At 29.9% G+C, this 20193-nt stretch carries 22 protein-coding genes and 1 pseudogene; 20 read left to right on the top strand and 3 right to left on the bottom strand.

All coding sequences use genetic code 11. The features are described from left to right. The first annotated feature begins 2 nt into the window (after window positions 1-2). The 8 genes and pseudogenes from N3Z17_RS04585 (at window position 3) to N3Z17_RS04620 (ending at window position 9740) form a co-directional block, all read left to right on the top strand. A complete protein-coding gene (locus tag N3Z17_RS04585; RefSeq protein ID WP_282471555.1) occupies window positions 3-1016 on the top strand; it encodes an Rpn family recombination-promoting nuclease/putative transposase in 1014 nt (337 codons plus the stop codon). A 566-nt stretch (window positions 1017-1582) separates the two neighbouring features. Further along, a pseudogene (locus N3Z17_RS04590) lies at window positions 1583-2445 on the top strand (tyrosine-type recombinase/integrase). Further along, a complete protein-coding gene (locus tag N3Z17_RS04595; protein ID WP_282471556.1) occupies window positions 2445-5504 on the top strand; it encodes a Tn3 family transposase in 3060 nt (1019 codons plus the stop codon). The pseudogene N3Z17_RS04590 and the gene N3Z17_RS04595 overlap by 1 nt, the downstream one beginning before the upstream one ends. A gap of 375 nt (window positions 5505-5879) precedes the next feature. Continuing rightward, entirely contained in the window at window positions 5880-6287 is a 408-nt protein-coding gene (locus N3Z17_RS04600; RefSeq protein ID WP_282471557.1) for a hypothetical protein, read from the top strand. A 22-nt stretch (window positions 6288-6309) separates the two neighbouring features. Continuing rightward, complete coding sequence (locus tag N3Z17_RS04605) at window positions 6310-7434, top strand: hypothetical protein (protein ID WP_282471558.1); 1125 nt, start codon at window positions 6310-6312, stop codon at window positions 7432-7434. 1 nt (window position 7435) lies between these two features. Further along, window positions 7436-7942: an RDD family protein gene (locus tag N3Z17_RS04610; protein ID WP_282471559.1), complete on the top strand. Its 507-nt coding sequence runs from the start codon at window positions 7436-7438 to the stop codon at window positions 7940-7942. After that, window positions 7939-9345 (top strand): type IV secretion system DNA-binding domain-containing protein, encoded by a 1407-nt coding sequence (locus N3Z17_RS04615; RefSeq protein WP_282471560.1) that lies wholly within the window; start codon window positions 7939-7941, stop codon window positions 9343-9345. The genes N3Z17_RS04610 and N3Z17_RS04615 overlap by 4 nt, the downstream gene beginning before the upstream one ends. Window positions 9346-9359: 14 nt before the next feature. Further along, complete coding sequence (locus N3Z17_RS04620; protein ID WP_282472636.1) at window positions 9360-9740, top strand: type IV secretion system DNA-binding domain-containing protein; 381 nt, start codon at window positions 9360-9362, stop codon at window positions 9738-9740. Between the two features lie 407 nt (window positions 9741-10147). Here N3Z17_RS04620 and N3Z17_RS04625 read toward each other — a convergent pair whose 3' ends face one another. The 3 genes from N3Z17_RS04625 to traA are packed head-to-tail and all read right to left on the bottom strand — an operon-like array spanning window position 10148 to window position 15701. After that, a complete protein-coding gene (locus N3Z17_RS04625) occupies window positions 10148-11173 on the bottom strand; it encodes an Rpn family recombination-promoting nuclease/putative transposase (RefSeq protein WP_282471561.1) in 1026 nt (341 codons plus the stop codon). Window positions 11174-11177: 4 nt separating this feature from the next. Next, window positions 11178-11768: a DNA-3-methyladenine glycosylase I gene (locus N3Z17_RS04630; RefSeq protein WP_282471562.1), complete on the bottom strand. Its 591-nt coding sequence runs from the start codon at window positions 11766-11768 to the stop codon at window positions 11178-11180. 18 nt (window positions 11769-11786) lie between these two features. Then, the gene (gene traA / locus N3Z17_RS04635) at window positions 11787-15701 is read right to left on the bottom strand and encodes a Ti-type conjugative transfer relaxase TraA (RefSeq protein WP_282471563.1); all 3915 of its coding nucleotides are present in this window, start codon (window positions 15699-15701) and stop codon (window positions 11787-11789) included. A gap of 441 nt (window positions 15702-16142) precedes the next feature. Between traA and N3Z17_RS04640 the strand changes: the two genes are divergently transcribed. The 12 genes from N3Z17_RS04640 (at window position 16143) to N3Z17_RS04695 (ending at window position 20186) form a co-directional block, all read left to right on the top strand. After that, the gene (locus tag N3Z17_RS04640; protein WP_282471551.1) at window positions 16143-16439 is read left to right on the top strand and encodes a mobilization protein; all 297 of its coding nucleotides are present in this window, start codon (window positions 16143-16145) and stop codon (window positions 16437-16439) included. Beyond that, a complete protein-coding gene (locus N3Z17_RS04645) occupies window positions 16408-16863 on the top strand; it encodes a DUF4113 domain-containing protein (RefSeq protein WP_282471564.1) in 456 nt (151 codons plus the stop codon). Before N3Z17_RS04640 ends, N3Z17_RS04645 begins: the two co-directional genes overlap by 32 nt. A 35-nt stretch (window positions 16864-16898) precedes the next feature. After that, window positions 16899-17087: a ParB N-terminal domain-containing protein gene (locus N3Z17_RS04650; protein WP_282471565.1), complete on the top strand. Its 189-nt coding sequence runs from the start codon at window positions 16899-16901 to the stop codon at window positions 17085-17087. Between the two features lie 126 nt (window positions 17088-17213). Then, the gene (locus tag N3Z17_RS04655) at window positions 17214-17687 is read left to right on the top strand and encodes a hypothetical protein (RefSeq protein ID WP_458693337.1); all 474 of its coding nucleotides are present in this window, start codon (window positions 17214-17216) and stop codon (window positions 17685-17687) included. 23 nt (window positions 17688-17710) lie between these two features. Continuing rightward, window positions 17711-17959 carry an AAA family ATPase gene (locus N3Z17_RS04660; protein ID WP_282472637.1) on the top strand — a complete coding sequence of 83 codons (249 nt, stop codon included), beginning with the start codon at window positions 17711-17713 and terminating at the stop codon, window positions 17957-17959. A 5-nt stretch (window positions 17960-17964) separates the two neighbouring features. After that, window positions 17965-18255, top strand: coding sequence for a WGR domain-containing protein (locus N3Z17_RS04665; RefSeq protein ID WP_282471567.1), 291 nt, complete (start codon window positions 17965-17967; stop codon window positions 18253-18255). 70 nt (window positions 18256-18325) lie between these two features. Then, complete coding sequence (locus N3Z17_RS04670; RefSeq protein WP_282471568.1) at window positions 18326-18532, top strand: cold-shock protein; 207 nt, start codon at window positions 18326-18328, stop codon at window positions 18530-18532. Window positions 18533-18560: 28 nt separating this feature from the next. Beyond that, window positions 18561-18836, top strand: coding sequence for an HU family DNA-binding protein (locus N3Z17_RS04675; RefSeq protein WP_282471569.1), 276 nt, complete (start codon window positions 18561-18563; stop codon window positions 18834-18836). Between the two features lie 7 nt (window positions 18837-18843). Continuing rightward, a complete protein-coding gene (locus N3Z17_RS04680) occupies window positions 18844-19137 on the top strand; it encodes a hypothetical protein (protein ID WP_282471544.1) in 294 nt (97 codons plus the stop codon). Further along, window positions 19122-19373, top strand: coding sequence for a hypothetical protein (locus N3Z17_RS04685; RefSeq protein ID WP_236869855.1), 252 nt, complete (start codon window positions 19122-19124; stop codon window positions 19371-19373). Before N3Z17_RS04680 ends, N3Z17_RS04685 begins: the two co-directional genes overlap by 16 nt. 2 nt (window positions 19374-19375) lie before the next feature. Beyond that, window positions 19376-19882 carry a ProQ/FINO family protein gene (locus N3Z17_RS04690; protein ID WP_282471570.1) on the top strand — a complete coding sequence of 169 codons (507 nt, stop codon included), beginning with the start codon at window positions 19376-19378 and terminating at the stop codon, window positions 19880-19882. Next, window positions 19875-20186: a CDGSH iron-sulfur domain-containing protein gene (locus tag N3Z17_RS04695; RefSeq protein ID WP_282471571.1), complete on the top strand. Its 312-nt coding sequence runs from the start codon at window positions 19875-19877 to the stop codon at window positions 20184-20186. The genes N3Z17_RS04690 and N3Z17_RS04695 overlap by 8 nt, the downstream gene beginning before the upstream one ends. Window positions 20187-20193 lie beyond the last annotated feature (7 nt).

Here is a 20193-nt window from a genome sequence, read left to right on the forward strand (position 1 = left end):
ATATGAGTGAAAAAACCAAACAAAGTAATGAGCCAAATAATAATGTGAAGCCTCATGACAGATTTTTCAAAAAATCAATGTCATATCCCGAGATAGCATCTGAGTTTTTTAAATCATATTTACCTAAAGAAATACTGGAAATAATAGATTTAAGTACACTGAAACAGGAGAATTCTAGCGCACTCAGTAATGAACTAGGAGAAGGCGTTTCTGATGTTTTGTATTCAGTTAAATATGGAAAAGAAACTGGGTATATATCACTGTTACTAGAGCATCAATCCACATCGGATAGATTTATAACTTTTAGAATACAGAAATACATGCTTCGTTTATGTGAGGAGCATTTAAGAAAGCAAAAAGATAAGAAGAGTAGTGAGAAGACATTACCAATTATTTATCCAGTAATATTGTATACAGGTAATAAAAAATACACAGCACCACGGTCATTTTACGAGTTATTTGAAAATGTAGAGCTAGCAAAGAAATGCTTTACAGAGCCTGTAAAAGTAGTAGATGTGCATGAAATCAAAGATGAAGAATTAAAAGAGCGGTATTTAGATACAATGCTGTATATAATGAGGCATATATATGCCAAAGACATATTGAAGTATATAGTAAGAAAAATAGTAAACTTTGAAATAATAGCTAAAAACAATTTCTCTTATTTAGAAGATATGTTAGTATACATAATAGAAAAAGGAGAATCTGAAAACACAAAAGAGTTGTTGTCGGTTCTTCAAGAAATAGTACCAAAAGAAAAAAAAGGTAATATTATGACAATAGCAGAAAGATTAGCAACTAGTGGCCCTATAGCAGATAAGATAAGGGAACAAAGTATGAAGGCTGGAATGGAAGCTGGGATGGAAGCTGGGATGGAAGCTGGAATGCAGAAAGGAAAATTAGAAGGAAAATTGGAAATAGCGAAAAAAATGCTAGCAGAAAGAATTTTAGATAAAAAAATGATAGCTAGTATTACGGAGTTAGATTTATCAGAAATAGAGAAATTAGCAAATTAAGAATTGTAGATTTTTCTGTGCAGCATTTTATCACAACCACAGCGTGCATTAAGGTAGCTGCCCTCAGGAGCCACCTTCTGTTGAGTCTTTTGTTGAAAAAATAAATTTTATTAAAATGAAAAAAATGCTTGCGTAAAACTTTAAAATATTGTATTTGACATATGTGGTACAATTGTAATTTGTACTTAGGGTATAATTACAAATATAGACAAATCTGGTATTAGGAATTCTGTATACTGCATTTAAAGTGAGTTACAGGAAGAAATTTTTTAAAGGTAACACCTCTATTTATAGTGGAATTAATTATTTTTATGATATTACCTATAATGACCTATATTTTTATATTTCTTCAATAAAAGGATAATAGGCGAATATAAAGTTATGTTATTATTGGATATTTATAATATTAAGCGTATAATATATTATATAGCGACAAGCTTAAAACAATACTCCTTTTTAAATCATATCGTATAATTGGCATTATATATTGACTATTAGGCTGAGTCATCGTATAAGATATAGATTAGGCTAGATTATCTAATAAAAAACTTATCGTATAATAACTTATGAATATAATTGATAAATTTTTAGAGTATTTAAAAGCAAATGAAAAAAGTGAGAATACAATAAAAAATTATCAATCTGATTTAAATAGTTTTGCAAAATGGTTTCTAAAAGCTAATAATGAAAAATTAATATTAGATAAAATCACCCCTACAGATTTAAGATTATACAAAAAACAATTAATTAAAAATAAAAAACCTAAAACAATTAATCGACATATAGCTAGTATAAAGGCGTTCATAAGCTGGGGGGTACGAACAAAAAAGATAAAATATAATATTCCCACACCAAAAAATGTAAAAGAATTAAAGGTGGGATTTAAGTGGTTAGATAGATTAGAACAAAACGAATTACAAAGAAAAGTAGAACAAACTGCCAATAAAAGAAATGTTGCAATTATAAAAATATTATTAAATACAGGCTTAAGAGTGAATGAGTTATGTGAGTTAACATGGGATATGATAACTATAAGCGAGAGAAAAGGAAAAATAATAGTGAAATTAGGTAAAAGAGATAAAACGAGAGAAATGCCATTAAACAAAGATTGTCGTAATTCCTTTTTGAGTATAGGCTATACAGATAATATTGGTAAAGAGAGTAGAATATTTAAAGGACAAAGAGGTAATTTAACTCCAAGAGGAGTACAATTAATGTTAAAAAAGATTGTGAAAGGTAGTAATTTAAAAATGTTACTCCACACCAACTAAGACATAGTTTTTGTAAAAATTTAGTTGATATGGGGGTAGGATTAGAAAAAGTAGCATTTTTAGCAGGACATGAAAGCTTAGATATTACTAAAATATATTGCACACCCTCTTTTAATGATTTGCAAGAAGCAGTCGAATTAATAGGGGAAGAAGAGTAATGCAAATAATAGAGATAATCCCACCTAAGCAAGCTATGAGCTTTGACAAACCTCCTATATTTAACATTAATGAGCAACAAAAGTATTTTAAACAAGAACCTATACTTCAGGAATTACTATATCAAATTAGAAAGCCAGAAGCAAAAGCAGGTTTATTATTACAATATGGTTATTTTAAAGCAACAAAAAGATTTTTTCAAAAAGAGGATTATAAGAAAAAAGATATTATATTTATAAGTAAATTATTAGGATATAGAGAGGTAGCTATAAGTGATTATAAGGAGCGTACATATAGAGAACATAAAAGATTAATATTATCTATAAGTGGCTTTACTTCTTTTAGTAGCAATGAAGATTTGTTAAAAGTAGAGTTAAATCATATGGCATCACAACAAATGCACCCTCGTAATATATTTTTTGCAGCTATAGATTTCTTAACATCAAAAAAAATAGAACTGCCTAATTACAGGGTATTTGCTAAAATGATAACAGAATCATTTAATCTTTTTGAGTTTCAATCACTCAAGAAAATAGAAATAAATATTACAGAAGAACATAAGGAAGTATTAGATGCGTTGTTAGATAAAAATGATAGTAAGGGAGTTTATGCGAGAAATTTAGTTGCAAGGCTCAAAAACATAAATCAGTCTTTAAGACCAAAAAATATAAAACAAAGTATCAGAGGGTTTTTAATTGTAAAAAATTTATTTAAGGAATTAGAGCCTTTAATAAAATCATTAGATTTATCCCCTGAAGCAACAAAGTATTATGCTATATGGGTTATAAAAGCACGAATAGAACAACTTAGTACACTTAATAATCCTAATAAGATTTATCTTTATCTTGCTGCGTTTATAAATTATCAATATTGCACATGGCAAGATACACTGGTAAATATACTATTGCGTTCCACTCAAGAGAGATTAAACAAAGTTGAAAAAGCTATTGAAGAAAAAATAATAGATAAAAATGAGGAAAAGAATAAAAAAACTCAATCTATAATAGAAGGTTTTAAAAGATCAGAAGAAAGTATAGAAAAAATTAGAAAAATAGTATTTTTAAAAGAGTTAACGGATGCTGAAAAAATCACTATACTTCAAAGTATATTAGGTGAGCAAATAACTACAGAGGAGTTAAAAAAATATCAAGAATTAGAAAAAGAAATACTACATGAACTAAGTAACTCAGAATATTACAAAGTATTAGAAAGTTTTTCTAGAACAATCCAAAATAGAGTTGCTGATATAGTACGTTATGTAGAATTTAATCCAGAAACTAAATCTAGTAACCTAATGGAAGCTATTGTAGATTATCAAAAGAAGAAAGGAGATATTAATAGTACTTCCCCTAGAAAATTTTTATCTAACATAGAACAGAAACTTATTTTTGGAAAAACTAACGATCAATTCAATGTTTCGCTATATAAAGCAGTACTATTGACAAAAATATCTGACGCTATAAAAAGTGGAGAAGTTAATTTACTTAATTCTTATAAATTTCTCCCAATAGAAGCCTATTTAATATCAGATGACGTATGGGAAAAAGAGAAGGAGACACTTATAGAAAGAGCTGGTGTTGGAAAATTTAAAAAGATTAAAGATTTGTTATTAAAATTAAAAGATATATTAGAAAAACAATATTATATTACAAATTGTAATATAACCGATAAAACAAACAAATTTATAAGATTTCATAAGAACGGAAGATTCATACTACATACACCAAAAGTAGAAAGAGGAGAGCATGATAAAATTTCTTCATTATTGAGTAAAAATGAATATAAATCTGTTTTGGAAATTTTTTCAGAAATAGATAAGATATTGAGTTTTACTGAGTGCTTTAAGCATTATAAGGTCAAGAACATAAGCAAAAAACCTGCTAAAGAAATATTTTATGGTGGAATTTTCGGATTAGGAACTAATATGGGACTACATAGATTATCAAATACATCGAAAGGAATCAATTATAATACATTGTATAATACAGTAAATTGGTATTTTACAGTAGAAAATTTAAGTACAATAAATAAAAGTTTTATACAATTTATGAGTAAGTTATGGTTACCAACACTTTTTTTAAAGGATAAAGAGTTACTTCATAGTTCTGGGGATGCTAAAAAATTTGTGGTATCGGCTGAATCCTTAAATGCAAATTTTTCATTTAAGTATTTTGGCCAAAATCATGGTAGTAGCGTTTATACTTTTTTAGATGAAAGGCAGATGTTGTTTTATACAACTATCTTTAGCAGTTCAGAACGTGATGCAGGATATGTAATAGATGGATTATTATGTAATGCGGACATGAATATAGATACCCATTCTACCGATACACATGGATATACAGAAATAATCTTTGCTATATGCTATTTAATAGGAGTAGATTTTGCTCCACGTATCAAAAATATTGCCGCACAAAGTATATTTGCTTTTAATAAAAGTACTAAGCAAATACTCAAGGCGCAACACAAAACTCCTGTTTTACCAGCAAGATATATCAAAACCTCAGTAATAGAAGAAAACTGGGATAGCATTTTAAGATTAATAGTAACAATTAAACTCAGAAACACACAAGCTTCTAGGATTTTACGTAGGTTAAGTTCTTATGCAAAACAACATCAATTACATGAAGCACTTAAAGAATTTGGTAGAATAATAAAATCCATATTTATCTTAAAGTACATTGATAATGTAGAGTTAAGGCAGCAAATAGAGAAACAATTAAATAAAGGAGAGTTATCTAATAGGTTTTCTTCAATAATATTTTTTGCTAATAACCAAGAATTTACACAGAGTATAACAGAGGATCAAGAAATAGTAGTGCAATGTAAAATGATAATACAAAATTTAATTATCTTATGGAATTATTTGATGCTTACAAAACTAATTATGCGCTGTGACCCAGAAAAAAGAAAGGAGATAATAGATATTATAAAGCACGGTTCTATCATTACTTGGAGACATATTAATTTACTAGGTATATATGATTTTAATAATCTAAAAAAAGCAGATATTACATTAGATGATGCAAAGGAGATTTTATTATACAACAAAGCTGCATAAATAAAATATGTTATCGTTAAATAAGTTATTATACGATAAGAACGGCGGTTATTAAAAAAGATGCATTTTTATAAATACCCTAGTTGCCGGTTATTTAGAGGGTATAAAAATATAAATTATTATGAATTAACAGTATAAAATAATTAATTTTGCTATAAATTGAGGTAATGCACTTTAAAAAATATTTCTTATACATTCCTTTACAAGAGGTGTCTAGAATTCCTAATGCCGCATTCACCTATATTTGTAATTACACCCAACATTTGTGTTAGATGAGCTAATAGCAAGGATCATAAAAGATGGGTTGTGGAATAGTGAATTTGAAAACCCAAGTGATTAGAGAAAAAAGCAAAAGCAAAATAGGAGTAAGTAGATATGATAGAAATAATAAGATATATAGCATTTAGCTTACTTGGAATTATAGTTTTAATAGGAATTTACAATCAAGTTGAGAGCAAGCCATTTAAGTTTGAAAAATTTGAAAGCGGGGAAGAAGCAAGAAAATACTTAAGGAAGCATTATCTAGTGGGAAGTGATGTAGAGGTATTATTTAAGGATTTAAAGAAAGTAGGAGCCAAATATGAAAAGAGGAATGAGAAAATACCGCCGAAACACATGTGTGAAGAGCATAGAGATTTAGAATATGATGCTGTGTATATAGGGAAGTATGCTAATAACTGGATATCAGGAGATCCTATGGGATATTACGATTTATATATCTTCGTAAATGAAGAGCAAAAAATTCGTGATATTAGCGTATATAAATGGAGTAAATTTTCATAAACAAAAAAAGGAGTAAATAACAATGGCAAAAATAGAAATAAAGTCAAAAGCAATAAGGGGAACAGACATTTTAGGCAATTTAGCGCCTCAACATCTCTATATACTAAATATAAGAGACAATGGTGAAGATATAGCATATAGAGGGGGTCCTAAAGGTGGAGATGATATAAAGAATTGGTTATTTGATGATCTAAAGGTAACTAGACTCCCATACAATGAAAATCATCCAGATTTTGATGAAAACAATAATCATCCAAGCAAATTATTAGTTTCTGGAAGTGATAGAGAGCTAGCACCAATAATAGAGAAAATAAATAATGCAATGAATGCAATAAATTCAAATAGTTATGATTATAAAGTAGCAATACCAGGGGTGACTTTTGGATCATGGCAAAACAGCAATACGATTGCGAGGTATTTGATCGAAGCAGCAGGAATAAAGTTTGAATTACCTAAACATTCCAATGGAATGAGTGTTTTAGCGCTTGGATGTGATGAACAAATAACACATAGCTTATTTGATAAAACGGGAGCTGAACAATTCTGGGGAGAATTATATAAAGATATCGATATAAAAGTCGCAGAAAAGGCACGTAAAGCTCTTGAAGAATATAATATATTAGAAGGTAAGGTAAAAAAAATATATGATAGATTTAATGAATATAACAAGGAACAATTTAGAGATTGTATCAAGAAATATGAATCTGGTCATAAGAAGATATTAGAAGAGCATGGTGAACTTGAGAAGATATTTAACTATTTTGATAATCCAGCGTTATATGAAGATATAAGTAATAAAGAAAGATTTAAATTATTATCTGAGCAAGCAGCTGGGAAGGGAGATAATAAATACGCAGAAGGGTTTCAAGCGATGTATGAGCAGCAAGGAATGTTGGAACAGATATTTGATGCAATAGATAAACCTGAGTACTACGAAGCAGAAAGCAACACAGAGAGATTAAAATATACAGAAAAAGTATTTAATGAAGTGCTTAAAGGTGGGAGTGAGCGGGTAACTATAGTAGCAGATAATGAGCAAAGTAATTATGAACAAATTAATAAATTAATTTCAGAATTAGAAAAAGAAATATCTGAATTAACTTCAGCATTCAATAATTGCAATCCAAGTTATTTCTTTGAGTTATAAGATGAGTATAAAATCAATAACAATTAGGCGATTCATAGCGTATTTTCTAGATAGCGCAATAATTGGGATATTGTTTCAAGTGATTCTATTATCTGGCATATTACCAATAAATTTACTTAATAGTAGTGATATAATTAGTAATGTAAGTGACAGTAAAATGCGATTTTCTATAGTTTATTTTATAGGTATTTTGCTAAGCTTTGGATATTACATATTGTTTTGGACGAGTTCTGCAAAAAGTACAATAGGACAATTTATATGTAAATTGCAAATCAAACAGCATGTTACAGCAAAAACCTGCATAAAGAGATTAATTTATCTGCATTTGACCTCATTATTTTATTGGGTAGCTTTAAGTTATATGAATTTGAGGGGATTAACTGGAGAAGCTGCAAACTCATATATATTGCTAACTGCAATTTTAGTTATAACACTGCAAATAATATATGCATTTAATGTAAATAGAATTGATAGAGCGTCAGGAATTGAGGTGATAGAAAAACAATGAGTATAATCAGAGGAACACAGTTAATAGGACATACTGTTAGAATGGGAGGCCAGTCTGCAAGGGACTGGATATTATTGGTCACAATAATGTGGTTTACAACATTTGGAGTAATGAGTTATTTGCAAGTGGATAAGATACATATTTCGCATGTTGTGGGAGAGTTTCAATCAATGTGGTATAACATAAGCGGCAGGAAGAATGAGTATGTAGCACTTGCAAATAGAGACGCAACTATGACTGCAAGAAGTAGGTATATAAGAATAATGGATCACCTAAAAAGGAAGAAGGAGCCAAGATTAGAAAAACAAGTAATAGTAAATTATTATCAAGCATCACAAATAAGAAGACAGAAGCTTACGGATCATGAACTTGAAAATATGTTTGAAATATTACTTAAGCTTTCATGGCAATCATTATTGATAGGCTCGGGACTGGCATTTGGATTATTCCTGATAATAGCTAAAAGAGGTGGCAGGACAAAGAAAAGCAATTTTATAAGAGGACGGGAAATAACTAGTAATAAAGATTTGAATAAAAAGATTGCAAAGGCCAATGGGAAAGAAAAAATAAATGATAGTTACACAATTGCAGGAATAACTTATCCCCCAAGAGGAGAAACAGAGCATCTTATGCTCGCAGGAACAACAGGAACTGGTAAAACTATAGTGATTAAGGATTTGCTCAGGCAAATTAAAGAGAGGGGAGATAAGGCAATAGTCTATGATTACACGGGAGCGTTTGTTGAAGAATATTATGACCCAGCTAAAGATATAATAATCAATCCATTTGATAAAAGGTCTAAATCATGGTGTTTATTAAAAGAAGTAGATGACGAAGCTGAATTTGAAACAATAGCAGAGGCGTTGATAGGTGGTAGCGATGCAATAAGTGATCCATTTTGGCCAAATGGAGCAAGATTGATATTTTCTGAATTATGTAAACTCCAGTATAGGAAGGGTAATTTAAAAACACAGGATTTATATAAGAATTTTTCACTTCCAGTTAAAAAATTAAATAAAGTGCTTAAAAATACGTTAGCACGTAATTTTACTGATCCTAACTCAGAAAAGACAACGCTTAGCTTATTGATGTTAATGACAACATATTTGCAGGGATTGCAGTATATAGAAAACAAAAACAATGACTTTTCAATTAAGAAATGGTTGTTAAATAGAGAGCAGAATAATATATTATTTTTATCTAGTAAATCATCATTACATAGTACTGTTCAGCCATTAATAAGTGCGATGATGGATATAGCGATAAATAACTTAGGAGAATTACCTGTAGGCAATAAATCAAAGACATGGGTAATATTTGATGAAGTAGCATCACTTAATTATTTACCAAGTTTAGAGAAGGGACTTATACAGTATCGAGAAACTTTGGAGGATGCTTTGTAATAGCGTTACAATCGATATCACAATTAACAAGAAGGTATGGACCACAGGATGCAGAAACAATAGCATCAAATTGTAGCAGTAAGATAATACTTAAAGCTGGTAATAATGATACAGCAAAATGGGCATCACAGTTGATAGGAACGCAGGAGATAGAGGAGTATAGAGAGGGGTTATCGTATGGAGCGCATGAGATGAGAGATGGAGTAAATTTAAGCAAACATAAATCAGAGCGGACTGTTGCACTTGCATCAGAGATATTGTCATTACCAAAGTTTACGGGTTATGCATTAATGACAGGGGGTTATCCAGTGGCAAAGATAGACTTTGAAAAACTAAAATACCAAGAGCCATTATTTAAAAATGTAAATTTTGAAGCAAAAGAGTTAAAAGTGTAAAAGATAAATAAATATGTTGCAAATATAATGAAATATTATTATATTTCGAGAGTAAAGATAAGGAAGGCTTAATAATTAGATTATAAAGCTAATACAAGATGAAGTTTAATTTTATATAGTTTTATATAAAAAAGTTTTTTGAGACTGTTAGAATTAAATTGTAGAGAGATAAAAAATTTCAAGTTTTTTCTAAAAATTTAATAAATAGCAAATGAAAATTTTATGCATATATTTAAAAAGCAGTAAGTATAAATTACAATTATACCATATATGTCAAATACAATATTTTAAAGTTTTGCGCAAGCATTTTTTTTATTTTAATAAAAAAGTTAGGGGGTCTTTCAGCGCACGTATCTTAATACACGCTATGGTCGTGATAAAATGTTGCACAGAAAAATCTACAATTCTTAATTTGCTAATTTCTCTATTTCTGATAAATCTAACTCCGTAATATTAGCTATCATTTTTTTATCTAAAATTCCTTCTGCTAGCATTTTTTTTACTACTTCCAACTTACCTTCCAATTTACCTTCTAATTTACCTTCTAATTTACCTTCTAATTTACCTTTTTGCATTCCTGCTTCCATTCCAGCCTTCATACTTTGTTCCCTTATCTTATCTGCTATAGGGCCACTAGTTGCTAATCTTTCTGCTATTGTCATAATATTACCTTTTTTTTCTTTTGGTACTATTTCTTGAAGAACTGACAACAACTCTTTTGTGTTTTCAGATTCTCCTTTTTCTATTATGTATACTAACATATCTTCTAAATAAGAGAAGTTGTTTTTAGCTATTATTTTAAAGTTTACTATTCTCTTTACTATATATTTCAATATGTCTTTGGCATATATATGCCTCATTATATACAACATTGTATCTAAATACCGCTCTTTTAATTCTTCATCTTTGATTTCATGCACATCTACTACTTTTACAGGCTCTGTAAAGCATTTCTTTGCTAGCTCTACATTTTCAAATAACTCGTAAAATGACCGTGGTGCTGTGTATTTTTTATTACCTGTATACAATATTACTGGATAAATAATTGGCAATGTCTTCTCACCACCCTTCCTATCTTTTTGTTTTCTTAAATGCTCCTCACATAACCTTAGCATGCACTTTTGAATACGAAATGTAATCAACTTGTCCACTGATGATTGATGCTCCAATAACAGTGATATGTAGCCAGTTTCTTTCCCATATTTAACTGAATACAAAACATCAGAAACCCCTTCTCCTAATTCATTACTAAGTGCGCTAGAATTCTCATGTTTCAGTGTACTTAAATCTATTATTTCCAGTATTTCTTTAGGTAAATATGATTTAAAAAACTCAGATGCTATCTCGGGATATGACATTGATTTTTTGAAAAATCTGTCATGAGGCTTCACATTATTATTTGGCTCATTACTTTGTTTGGTTTTTTCACTCATATTATTAACTTAACTCCTTGTGTCTAAAACAACTACTCACATGATCATTTACCATTCCTGTTGCTTGCATAAATGCATATATTATAGTTGAGCCTACAAATTTAAATCCTCTTTTTTTCAACTCTCTACTTATTTTATCTGATACATCATTCTTTGTTGGTAGTTCTCTGACTGAATTAAAGTTTTGTTGCATTGGTTTATTATCTATAAAATTCCATATATAATCCTTAAATGTGCCATAATCTTTTTGCACTTCAATGAAGCATTTGGCATTTATAACTGATGATTCTATTTTTAACTTATTTCTTACTATACCCTCATTAATTAACAATTCATTCTTTTTTTCTTCATCGTAATTAGCAATTAATTCTGGATTGAAATAATCATAAGCCCTGCGATAGTTTTCTCTTTTTTTCAGTATTGTAAGCCAACTTAACCCAGCTTGAGCTCCCTCTAATATTAAAAATTCAAATATCTTATGATCTTCATATACAGGAACTCCCCACTCTTTATCATGATAATCAATGTATATCTGATCCTTAGTCACCCAAGAACATCTATTTAATCCATTACCAACTAAATCAATAGTTATCATATTTTTTCCTTTTTGCTTTTACCTTTTTTTATATTCCAATTCATATTCATATCCATCACGCTCTTTTTGGAACTTTGATAATGTTTTCATTTCTCGTTCTTCTTGTAATTCATACACATTGACCTCTTTTGCCTTTTCTATCACATTATTTGCCTTTTTTACACCTTCTTCTCTTATTAATTGATCCAAATCCTTTATTCCCTTTGGTAAACTTACTTTATTGATTTCAAGCTCGTCATTTCTATCAAATAACTGAAGCGCAATATTTTTACTAGCTTCTTTCCCTGCGCTATCATTATCTAAACATAAGTTAATCTTCTCTATTCCTAATTTATCAATTAATTCTAATTGCTTGATATTCATTCCGGTTCCGCCCAGTGCAACCACATTCTTTATTCCACTTACTTTTGCATTCATTGCATCTAACATTCCCTCTACTATCGTTATCTCCTTTGATTTTCCTATATTTTCTATCCCTAGTATCGTTGAGCTTTTTACAAGTCCCTTACTGTATATGTATTTACCAAACTTTGAATCTTCATTATATTTTATATCTCTTCCCACTAATCCCAGCATCTCACTTTTCTTACCATAAAATGGCATCACCATCTTATGGCTATATCCTATACATCCCAATGCCTTGACTATTTCTTGAGTCTTCTCAGAAGATAAACCCTCTTTCCATAAATACTCTATTAGCTCTCTCTTATTTGGCATATACCCTATACCCATGGCTTTTACTACTTCTTCTTTATACCCCCTTTCTTCTGTGAGATATTTCATTACTTGGTTATTTTTGATATTAATCTTCTCTAATGAATAGCTATATACCTTATCCCATATTTCTGATGATATACTTTGTTTCGGCTCTACTTTGTCGTTATCTACTAGCTCGCCATCTAAATATTTCATTTTATTTGCATTATCATTATCCTTCATCTTTTCTCTTCCTTCATTCAGAATATCAAGCTTCTCGCTAAAATAGGATTTTATTCCTGCACTACTTGCTAAATACTCAAATACATCCTTCTTATTACTTATCCTGTAATTTTCACTTACATAATCCCATATTGACTTACTTCCCCTAGTATAATCTACTAATATCCCTGGATTATTTGCATATACATATACTTTCCCCTTGTGTCCCGTGCTTCCATCTACTTTATTTCCTGTAGTTGACACATAACAATTTCCTTTCCTCTCAAATCCAAATTCAGGCAATACATTTTGTAACCTTGCGTATAAAGCTTTATATATATCATTAGTGGTTATATTATTATCTATTTTATAATTTTCTTTTGATGACAGCTTCCTTCCTATATTTTTGATTTCATCCTTTACTTTCAAATATTCATACTTCTCTTCTTTATCAATATCTATCCCGTGACCTTCATCCTTAACTAAACTCATTACTTCAATGCCTTTTTTATCTATTTGATTAATTGCCATAACCTCATCTCCCTCTTTTATATCTTTTATTTTTATATCCTTCACTAAACACCCACCTATTCCATTTTGCTCAAGTATTGAAAACTCTTTCCCATTTATATCTATTTTTCCTAAATAACTTGCACTTTCCCCATTCTCTAATTTATCTTCTATATATGAATACTGAAACGTTTCTTTGAATTCTCCTAAAATCCTATCTAACTCTGAATATCTATTATATCCCTCTAAATCTACTACTTCTTGCAGCTTCTCTAATCTCTTTTCAATATCTTTCCTATCAAGTTCAACAACACCCTTATTGACTGCAAAAGTACTTGCTGTATCCTTATAATCTTTTTCTAAATAATCTAATGCCAATTCTTTACGTCCTTCCTTGCTTAAATTCCATACCATATCTTTTTGATCTCTAAACCTGTCTTTACTCCAATATAACTCTACACTCTCTCTATGCCTACTCATCGCCACATATGTACTATGCTTATCCATATATTTTGATGGCATCACAAATGCCTTATCTACAGTTATCCCTTGTGATTTATGTATCGTTGCTGCATATCCATGATCTATATGATTGTAATCTCTTATATCAAATACTACCTTCCCGCCTTTATCTAAATTAACTTCAAACTTCCATCCATCAAAACCATCAATTGTTCCAAGCGTCCCGTTCTTTACTCCAAGCTCCTTATCATTCTTTAAAAAGTAAATCCTATCCTCAATTGCAAAGTCTCTCTTGCCATTATGCGTATCAAATTTAGCTTCTATCCCTAATTCATTATCCGCTCTTCTTACTTCCCTAGCCCTCTCATTTAACGCCTTTACATCCGCTTTTGTAAAGCTCAACATTATCGCAGATTTATTTTCTGATACCGCTTCATGCCAATCATTTACCATTGCCTCCCTTGCTTTTGCTACATCTTCAAATGCATGCACCATACCCCTTTTTCTATATTCCCCAATTGCATCTCCTATTTCTCCAAGTGCTAACAATTTTGTTGCATCAATCTGCCAACTCTCCTTCTGTCTTCTTATGTCATTTAATTCAACATGTCCTACTCTTTCTATTATTCCCCTAAATGCTCCTCCTGCTTCTATTGCTTGTAATTGCTGTGGATCTCCTATAAGCACCACCTTTGCATCTGCAAATATTACTTCATCTATGATCTTTGATAAATCTCTACTGCCTAACATACCTGCTTCATCCACCACTACTATGTCATTCTTCTGCAACCTCTCTCTTTCATTATTCCAATTAACCATTCTGTTTGCTACCGTATAACTCTTTATGCCACTTTCTCCTTCTAAGTTTTCAGCAGCTATTCCAGATAACGCCATTCCTACCACATTATATCCTTCTTTCTCCCATACCTTTCTTGCCGCTCCTAACATATAACTCTTGCCACTTCCTGCATATCCAACTACACATGCCATATCTCTATCACCTGTAATATGCCTAAATGCTTCTCCTTGTGATTCACTTAGCCCCTTATCATTTATAACTCTCTCCCTATATTCCAAATCTATTTGATGATTTGCTGCATCACTTAAACTCTGAGATTGCCTCACCATCCTATATTCAATATCCAGCATCTCCTTTGTTGTGTGCCTGTCTCTATCCCTATCGTCCTTACCTAATTTTATTAATTCCTCTGAATTCTTTATTTTTTGATATACTTTCTCAAATTGTTCAACATCCAACGTATGTGTGTTTACAAATCTAGCTATATCTTCATGTGTAAATATTGATTTATAATGAGATAACGCCTTTATTGCTATACTTGGATCGTTATAGATCTTTTCTCCATTACCTCTCGCTATGCCCTCATGCTCTAATAGCTTATCACTATACCTTGCTCTACCATCATTTGGGCCTATTTTATTCTGTGGCTCTAGGTCTATACCACGCTCTTTATTACTCCTATGATCTATTTTTATATCCAGACCTGCTTTCGCTAAATGCTTATTTACACAATTAGCCCATTCTTCTCTCCAATTATATAAAATAGGTTGTTTATCCCATTCTACTACTTTTTTTCCAAAACCTTTTTCTGACACCTCTCTAGTTGTTAGCATTATATGTGCATGCGGCTGATCTCTACCATGACCTTTATGAATGCATAAATCTGCTATCATCCCAAGAGATATAAATTGATTTTTAACATACTCTTTTGCGAGTTTGATGTTTTGTTCTTCTGTAAGTTCTTTTGGTAATGATACTTCTATTTCTCTTGCTAATTGTGAATCTTTTCGCTTCTCAGAAGCTTCTACTTCATTCCATAATATTTCCCTATTTAAAAATTTCTCTGGTGCACTTTTTGATAACATAATTTCTTTATATAAAAGATCACTTTTATTACTATAATCAAATGTCTTATCTAATCTTTGATCATATAACTTCTCTGCTGATCTATATGCAGCTTTCCCCACCGCTGAATGACCTTTACTTCTTGTAAACATTTTATAACTAAAGTGACATATTGCCATATTATCTGTCTATAATATATCTATCCACAATATAATATTGCTGTACTTTTAAAATTAATATTTCAATAAATGCAATCTCACTTAATAAGTCAGCAAATATTAGATATTTAGCATTTTTAAAATTAATTAATAACTCTTTTAAACTAGCAATTTTTACAAAATGATATCGGGCATTTAATATACCAAAAGAGTTAATTTTGTATTTTGGCTTTCTCATTTCTTATTTTATCAAATCCTATTTTTTATAAACAATCCATCTTATTTTTATAATAACTTATCCATATTTGATCTACACAGCTAATTACCATACTTAAAGGACTAAAGCATTTTTGTTGTTGCTTGCAACAACGTAGCGCGCAATTAATATCATTGAGATAAATATATTTAGTTTATTTTTATTTGCACTTCTTGTCAATATTTGTTATTATATAGCCTATGGTAATGCATATACTTATTATTTTGGATAATAAAACTAAAGAAAAGATAGAAAAGCTTAAGAGTAAGCAAGCTGTTTTGAAAGCTCGCCTTGAGTTATTAGAATATAGAGTAAAAACTAAAGAGCGTAAACTTGAAACTAGACGCAAGATTCTTGTTGGTAGCTATTTTATTGAACAATATATCAATAAAAACGAATATGATGAATTAGTCAAATTAATGGATGAATATTTAACACGAGAATCTGACAGAAATGTTTTTGGATTAGATTATGATAAAGAAAGCGCTAAAAAGTCCGAATGATATTGGTAACAAAAAAAGCACTGTATCTAAAAATATAGTTCCTAAACATAGTAAAATTATCAATAAAACTAAAAAAAGCACGTCTTCAAATCAAAAAGATTTATTTAATCCTGAATTGTTTTTAACTATAGATAAAATCAATAAAAAGTTTGGCAAGGATACTGTATGCTTTGGTGATCAATTAGGTAATTTAGATTATGATAAATTACTTGATTCTAATGATTTTAATTTGCTCAAATGTGAAACTGACAAATTATTAAAAACTTATCAACAAATTGATAAACAACTAATTGCTCTTTCTAAAGCAAATAATACCAATGCTAATATTTATAAACGTAAGCAATTACAAAAGCAGAAAGATGAAATTAAACAAATTTATATTTCTATTAAAAAAAGAATTACTCGAATAATAAAAACTAATTAATTTTTATTATTTTCTCATAATATTTAAATATTATTATGCAAATTATTGATATTGACCCAAGGGATTGCACTAGATGGAAATTTGCTGATCGCAGCTCTTTTGAATTTGGTGATACTAATCTTTTAGCTGAAGATATTAAGCGTAATGGACAAATCGAACCGGTTTTCGTTAGAGAATTAAAAAACAGTAAATTTAAATATGAAGTTATTGCAGGTAGTAGATGACTTCAGGCTTGTTTAAATGCTAATCTACCATTAAAAGCCATTATAACTGATATATCAGACATTAAAGCTGCTATTACACAGATTAAAGAAAATGAGAATTTAGCTATTTCTGATTATTCTAAAGGAATTTCATATGCAAAATTACAAAAAGAACTTAATTTGTCTCAAACAAAATTAGCTGAATTAATAGGATGTTCTAGACATAAAATGATTAGTTATCTTTATTTTGCCAAAATTGATAAATCAATTTGGGATGCTGTTAGTAATATGTCTAAGGTTTCTGCTAAATCTGCTGAGGCGATTTATCTTATTGCTAAAAAATCTGATAAGCATAAAGAAGCTTTAATTGATATTGCTGAAGAAATTAGAAAAGGTGCTGGATATAATCGTATTGAAAAATTAGTTAACGATATAATTTTAGGCAAAAAACAAAATTACGATGATGAAACAATTCAATCTTTTGATGGCACTGTATTTGCTAGTTGGAAAAATGATAAATTACAATTCTCAAAAAACGCCAATATTGATAAAAAAGAACTTTCTAAATATTTATTAGATTTTTTTGTAAAAACGATCCCCCTAAAGTTATGTAATATTTGATTATATAAGATTTAAATAATGGAATTTACAAAACCAAAGGCTCAATACCGCCACCTAAACATATGTTAAATGCAGCAACCAAAGTTATGAAAGATTTGGGTTATGGTAACGGCTATATTTATGATCATGATGCACCAAACCAATTTTCGGGTCAAAATTATTTACCTGAAGATTTAGAGAGGTCAATTTATTATAATCCTCTTGAAAAAGGTTTTGAACGAGAGATGAAAAAGAGGATGTCTTATTGGGAAAATTTAAAGGCAAAAAAATAGACATTATGACAAATTCACTAAAATATAAGGCCAAATATAGCTCAGCTCTTCCAGTTATCCAGAGCCATCTTTGGAAAAGGTATTATTTTGAGTCAAAGGACCGCTATTATATCGTAATTCTCCAGCAAGATTTGTTCCATGAATGGAGCATTATCAAATGCTATGGTGGGAAAGATAATAAATTGGGTAACTTGATTATTCAATCTTGTGATTCTTATGATGAGGCCATAAATGAAATAGAAGAAATTAAAAAAACAAGGAAAGCTCATAAATATGTGCTAAAGTATAGAAAATAATTAATTTTAAGCTAATATGATGGTGAGCAATAATAATTAACTCTACAAAAACAATTTATAAAAAAGTAATATGAAAATAACGGGAACAGTAAAATGGTATAATTCTACCAAAGGATATGGATTTATAGCTCCAGATAATGGATCAAAAGATATATTCATACACAGATCAGCAGTAGAAGAAGCTGGGCTTGAAGGTTTGAATGATAATCAAAAGATTAAATTTGAGATTATTTCAAGTAAAGGCAAGGAATCAGCAGAGAATATTGAATTAATTTAATTATAAATAACTTAAAAGGAGACCAAAAATGAATAAAGCAGAATTTATAGAAAAATTATCAAAAGAGCTTGATACAACAAAGGCTGCGGCAAGTAAGAGCTTTGATGCTGTTATTAAATGTATAGCACAAGCAATGAAAGATAATGATGAATTAAGATTCACAGGATTTGGAAGTTTTAAAGCAAAAAATAAAGAAGCAACAGAAGTAAAAACACCAAAAGGCACAATGGCTAAAGTCCCTGCACAAAGAAGAATAAGTTTTTCAGTGGGCTCTGATTTTAAAGCAACTGTAAATAATAAGTAATTTGAGTATGAAAGAAGCTTTAATGCATTATTTACATATTGTACCATTGTTTATAATAATGGTCTTATCGATTGCCAATCAGGTATTTAAAACTAAGAAATTCTACAGTTATTTGAGGAAAACCCATATTGGCATACAGCTATTATTAATTTCAGCAGGAATGATGAGTGGTACAATAATACATACTCATGAAGGAATATTGGGATGCAATGTTTGCCTTATTTATTCAGCTATTTTAGCATGGATTTCTTTTAAGATACTTTTTAGGAGCGTTATTAGCAGTAAATGGCAAGCAAATTAATAAGTACTACGGTAACTTCAGATAATAATCAAGAAAGACCGGCTGACAAAATGGATGGTAAATTTGTTAAGAAAAGTTACCCAAGGCCTTGGGAAGTAGAGCTAACAGATGAAGAAATAGAAGTATTAAAAAAAAGCCTAAAGGAGGACGAAAAGAGATGCGAAGCAAAAGCAAAAAGATTGGCTGAGAATAAGTCACTTTCAGAGTTTTTTAATAAAAATAATAGGAAAGAATAAAAATGGGAAGAAATAAATGGCATCTACTGTCTCCCGAGAATTACAACAAGGTGTTTGATGTATTATCTCAAAGATATCCAAAGTTTTTTATGAGAGGAAAGGTTTTTATATTTAAAAAAGGAATACATAGAGATATTTTTAATGATGAAGAATTAAAATTCAGCAAAACAATAATCAGAAAGTTTCTAAGATTATATGCTGAACAAAAGGAATATATAAAATTGCATATTGAAAGTGCAGCAAGGTATGATTTAGAAGGTAATGAAGCTGGAATTGTTACAAAAGAAGATGTTGAATCACTTGCAAAAACACAAGAAGAGATAAAAACCCAAATTGCACTTAAAAAAAGTAAGAAGCTAGAACAAAAGAAACATTACAAACCCCATAAGGAAAGTAAACCTAACAATCAGGATAATAAGTTAGAATTGGTAGATGTAAATGCAGTAAATGTCAATGGCGATAAAGCAAAGCTAGGAATAAATTTTAAAGTAGAAAATAAAAATGAGTAACCTCAAAAGTCCTTCGATGAGAGTTGGTGTAAATAAAGGCAAAACATACTATTGGTGTGGGTGTAGCATGAGTCAAAAACAACCTTTTTGTGATGGATCGCATAAGGAAGATAAGCAAGGAAGGAAGCCAATTACATATACAGCTTTAGCTGATAAATTCATATCATTTTGTACCTGTAAAGAAACACAGTTACCACCTATTTGCGATGGGAGCCATCGTAATATCAGAGCAGAGGAAAGTGATAATAGTGATGATAATAAGATTAATAGTAATATACTAAAATTAAAGGTGATTATTGATTAATGAATCA

The organism is Candidatus Bandiella numerosa, from assembly GCF_029981845.1.
Lineage (GTDB): Bacteria > Pseudomonadota > Alphaproteobacteria > Rickettsiales > Midichloriaceae > Aquirickettsia > Aquirickettsia numerosa.

What these genes read in the sequence shown, in the direction of transcription:
- N3Z17_RS04585 (WP_282471555.1), top strand. Translation starts at nt 3, where the DNA reads ATGAGTGAAAAAACCAAACAAAGTAATGAGCCAAATAATAATGTGAAG.
- N3Z17_RS04595 (WP_282471556.1), top strand. Translation starts at nt 2,445, where the DNA reads ATGCAAATAATAGAGATAATCCCACCTAAGCAAGCTATGAGCTTTGAC.
- N3Z17_RS04600 (WP_282471557.1), top strand. Translation starts at nt 5,880, where the DNA reads ATGATAGAAATAATAAGATATATAGCATTTAGCTTACTTGGAATTATA.
- N3Z17_RS04605 (WP_282471558.1), top strand. Translation starts at nt 6,310, where the DNA reads ATGGCAAAAATAGAAATAAAGTCAAAAGCAATAAGGGGAACAGACATT.
- N3Z17_RS04610 (WP_282471559.1), top strand. Translation starts at nt 7,436, where the DNA reads ATGAGTATAAAATCAATAACAATTAGGCGATTCATAGCGTATTTTCTA.
- N3Z17_RS04615 (WP_282471560.1), top strand. Translation starts at nt 7,939, where the DNA reads ATGAGTATAATCAGAGGAACACAGTTAATAGGACATACTGTTAGAATG.
- N3Z17_RS04625 (WP_282471561.1), bottom strand. Translation starts at nt 11,173, where the DNA reads ATGAGTGAAAAAACCAAACAAAGTAATGAGCCAAATAATAATGTGAAG.
- N3Z17_RS04630 (WP_282471562.1), bottom strand. Translation starts at nt 11,768, where the DNA reads ATGATAACTATTGATTTAGTTGGTAATGGATTAAATAGATGTTCTTGG.
- traA (WP_282471563.1), bottom strand. Translation starts at nt 15,701, where the DNA reads ATGGCAATATGTCACTTTAGTTATAAAATGTTTACAAGAAGTAAAGGT.
- N3Z17_RS04640 (WP_282471551.1), top strand. Translation starts at nt 16,143, where the DNA reads ATGCATATACTTATTATTTTGGATAATAAAACTAAAGAAAAGATAGAA.
- N3Z17_RS04645 (WP_282471564.1), top strand. Translation starts at nt 16,408, where the DNA reads ATGATAAAGAAAGCGCTAAAAAGTCCGAATGATATTGGTAACAAAAAA.
- N3Z17_RS04650 (WP_282471565.1), top strand. Translation starts at nt 16,899, where the DNA reads ATGCAAATTATTGATATTGACCCAAGGGATTGCACTAGATGGAAATTT.
- N3Z17_RS04665 (WP_282471567.1), top strand. Translation starts at nt 17,965, where the DNA reads ATGACAAATTCACTAAAATATAAGGCCAAATATAGCTCAGCTCTTCCA.
- N3Z17_RS04670 (WP_282471568.1), top strand. Translation starts at nt 18,326, where the DNA reads ATGAAAATAACGGGAACAGTAAAATGGTATAATTCTACCAAAGGATAT.
- N3Z17_RS04675 (WP_282471569.1), top strand. Translation starts at nt 18,561, where the DNA reads ATGAATAAAGCAGAATTTATAGAAAAATTATCAAAAGAGCTTGATACA.
- N3Z17_RS04680 (WP_282471544.1), top strand. Translation starts at nt 18,844, where the DNA reads ATGAAAGAAGCTTTAATGCATTATTTACATATTGTACCATTGTTTATA.
- N3Z17_RS04685 (WP_236869855.1), top strand. Translation starts at nt 19,122, where the DNA reads ATGGCAAGCAAATTAATAAGTACTACGGTAACTTCAGATAATAATCAA.
- N3Z17_RS04690 (WP_282471570.1), top strand. Translation starts at nt 19,376, where the DNA reads ATGGGAAGAAATAAATGGCATCTACTGTCTCCCGAGAATTACAACAAG.
- N3Z17_RS04695 (WP_282471571.1), top strand. Translation starts at nt 19,875, where the DNA reads ATGAGTAACCTCAAAAGTCCTTCGATGAGAGTTGGTGTAAATAAAGGC.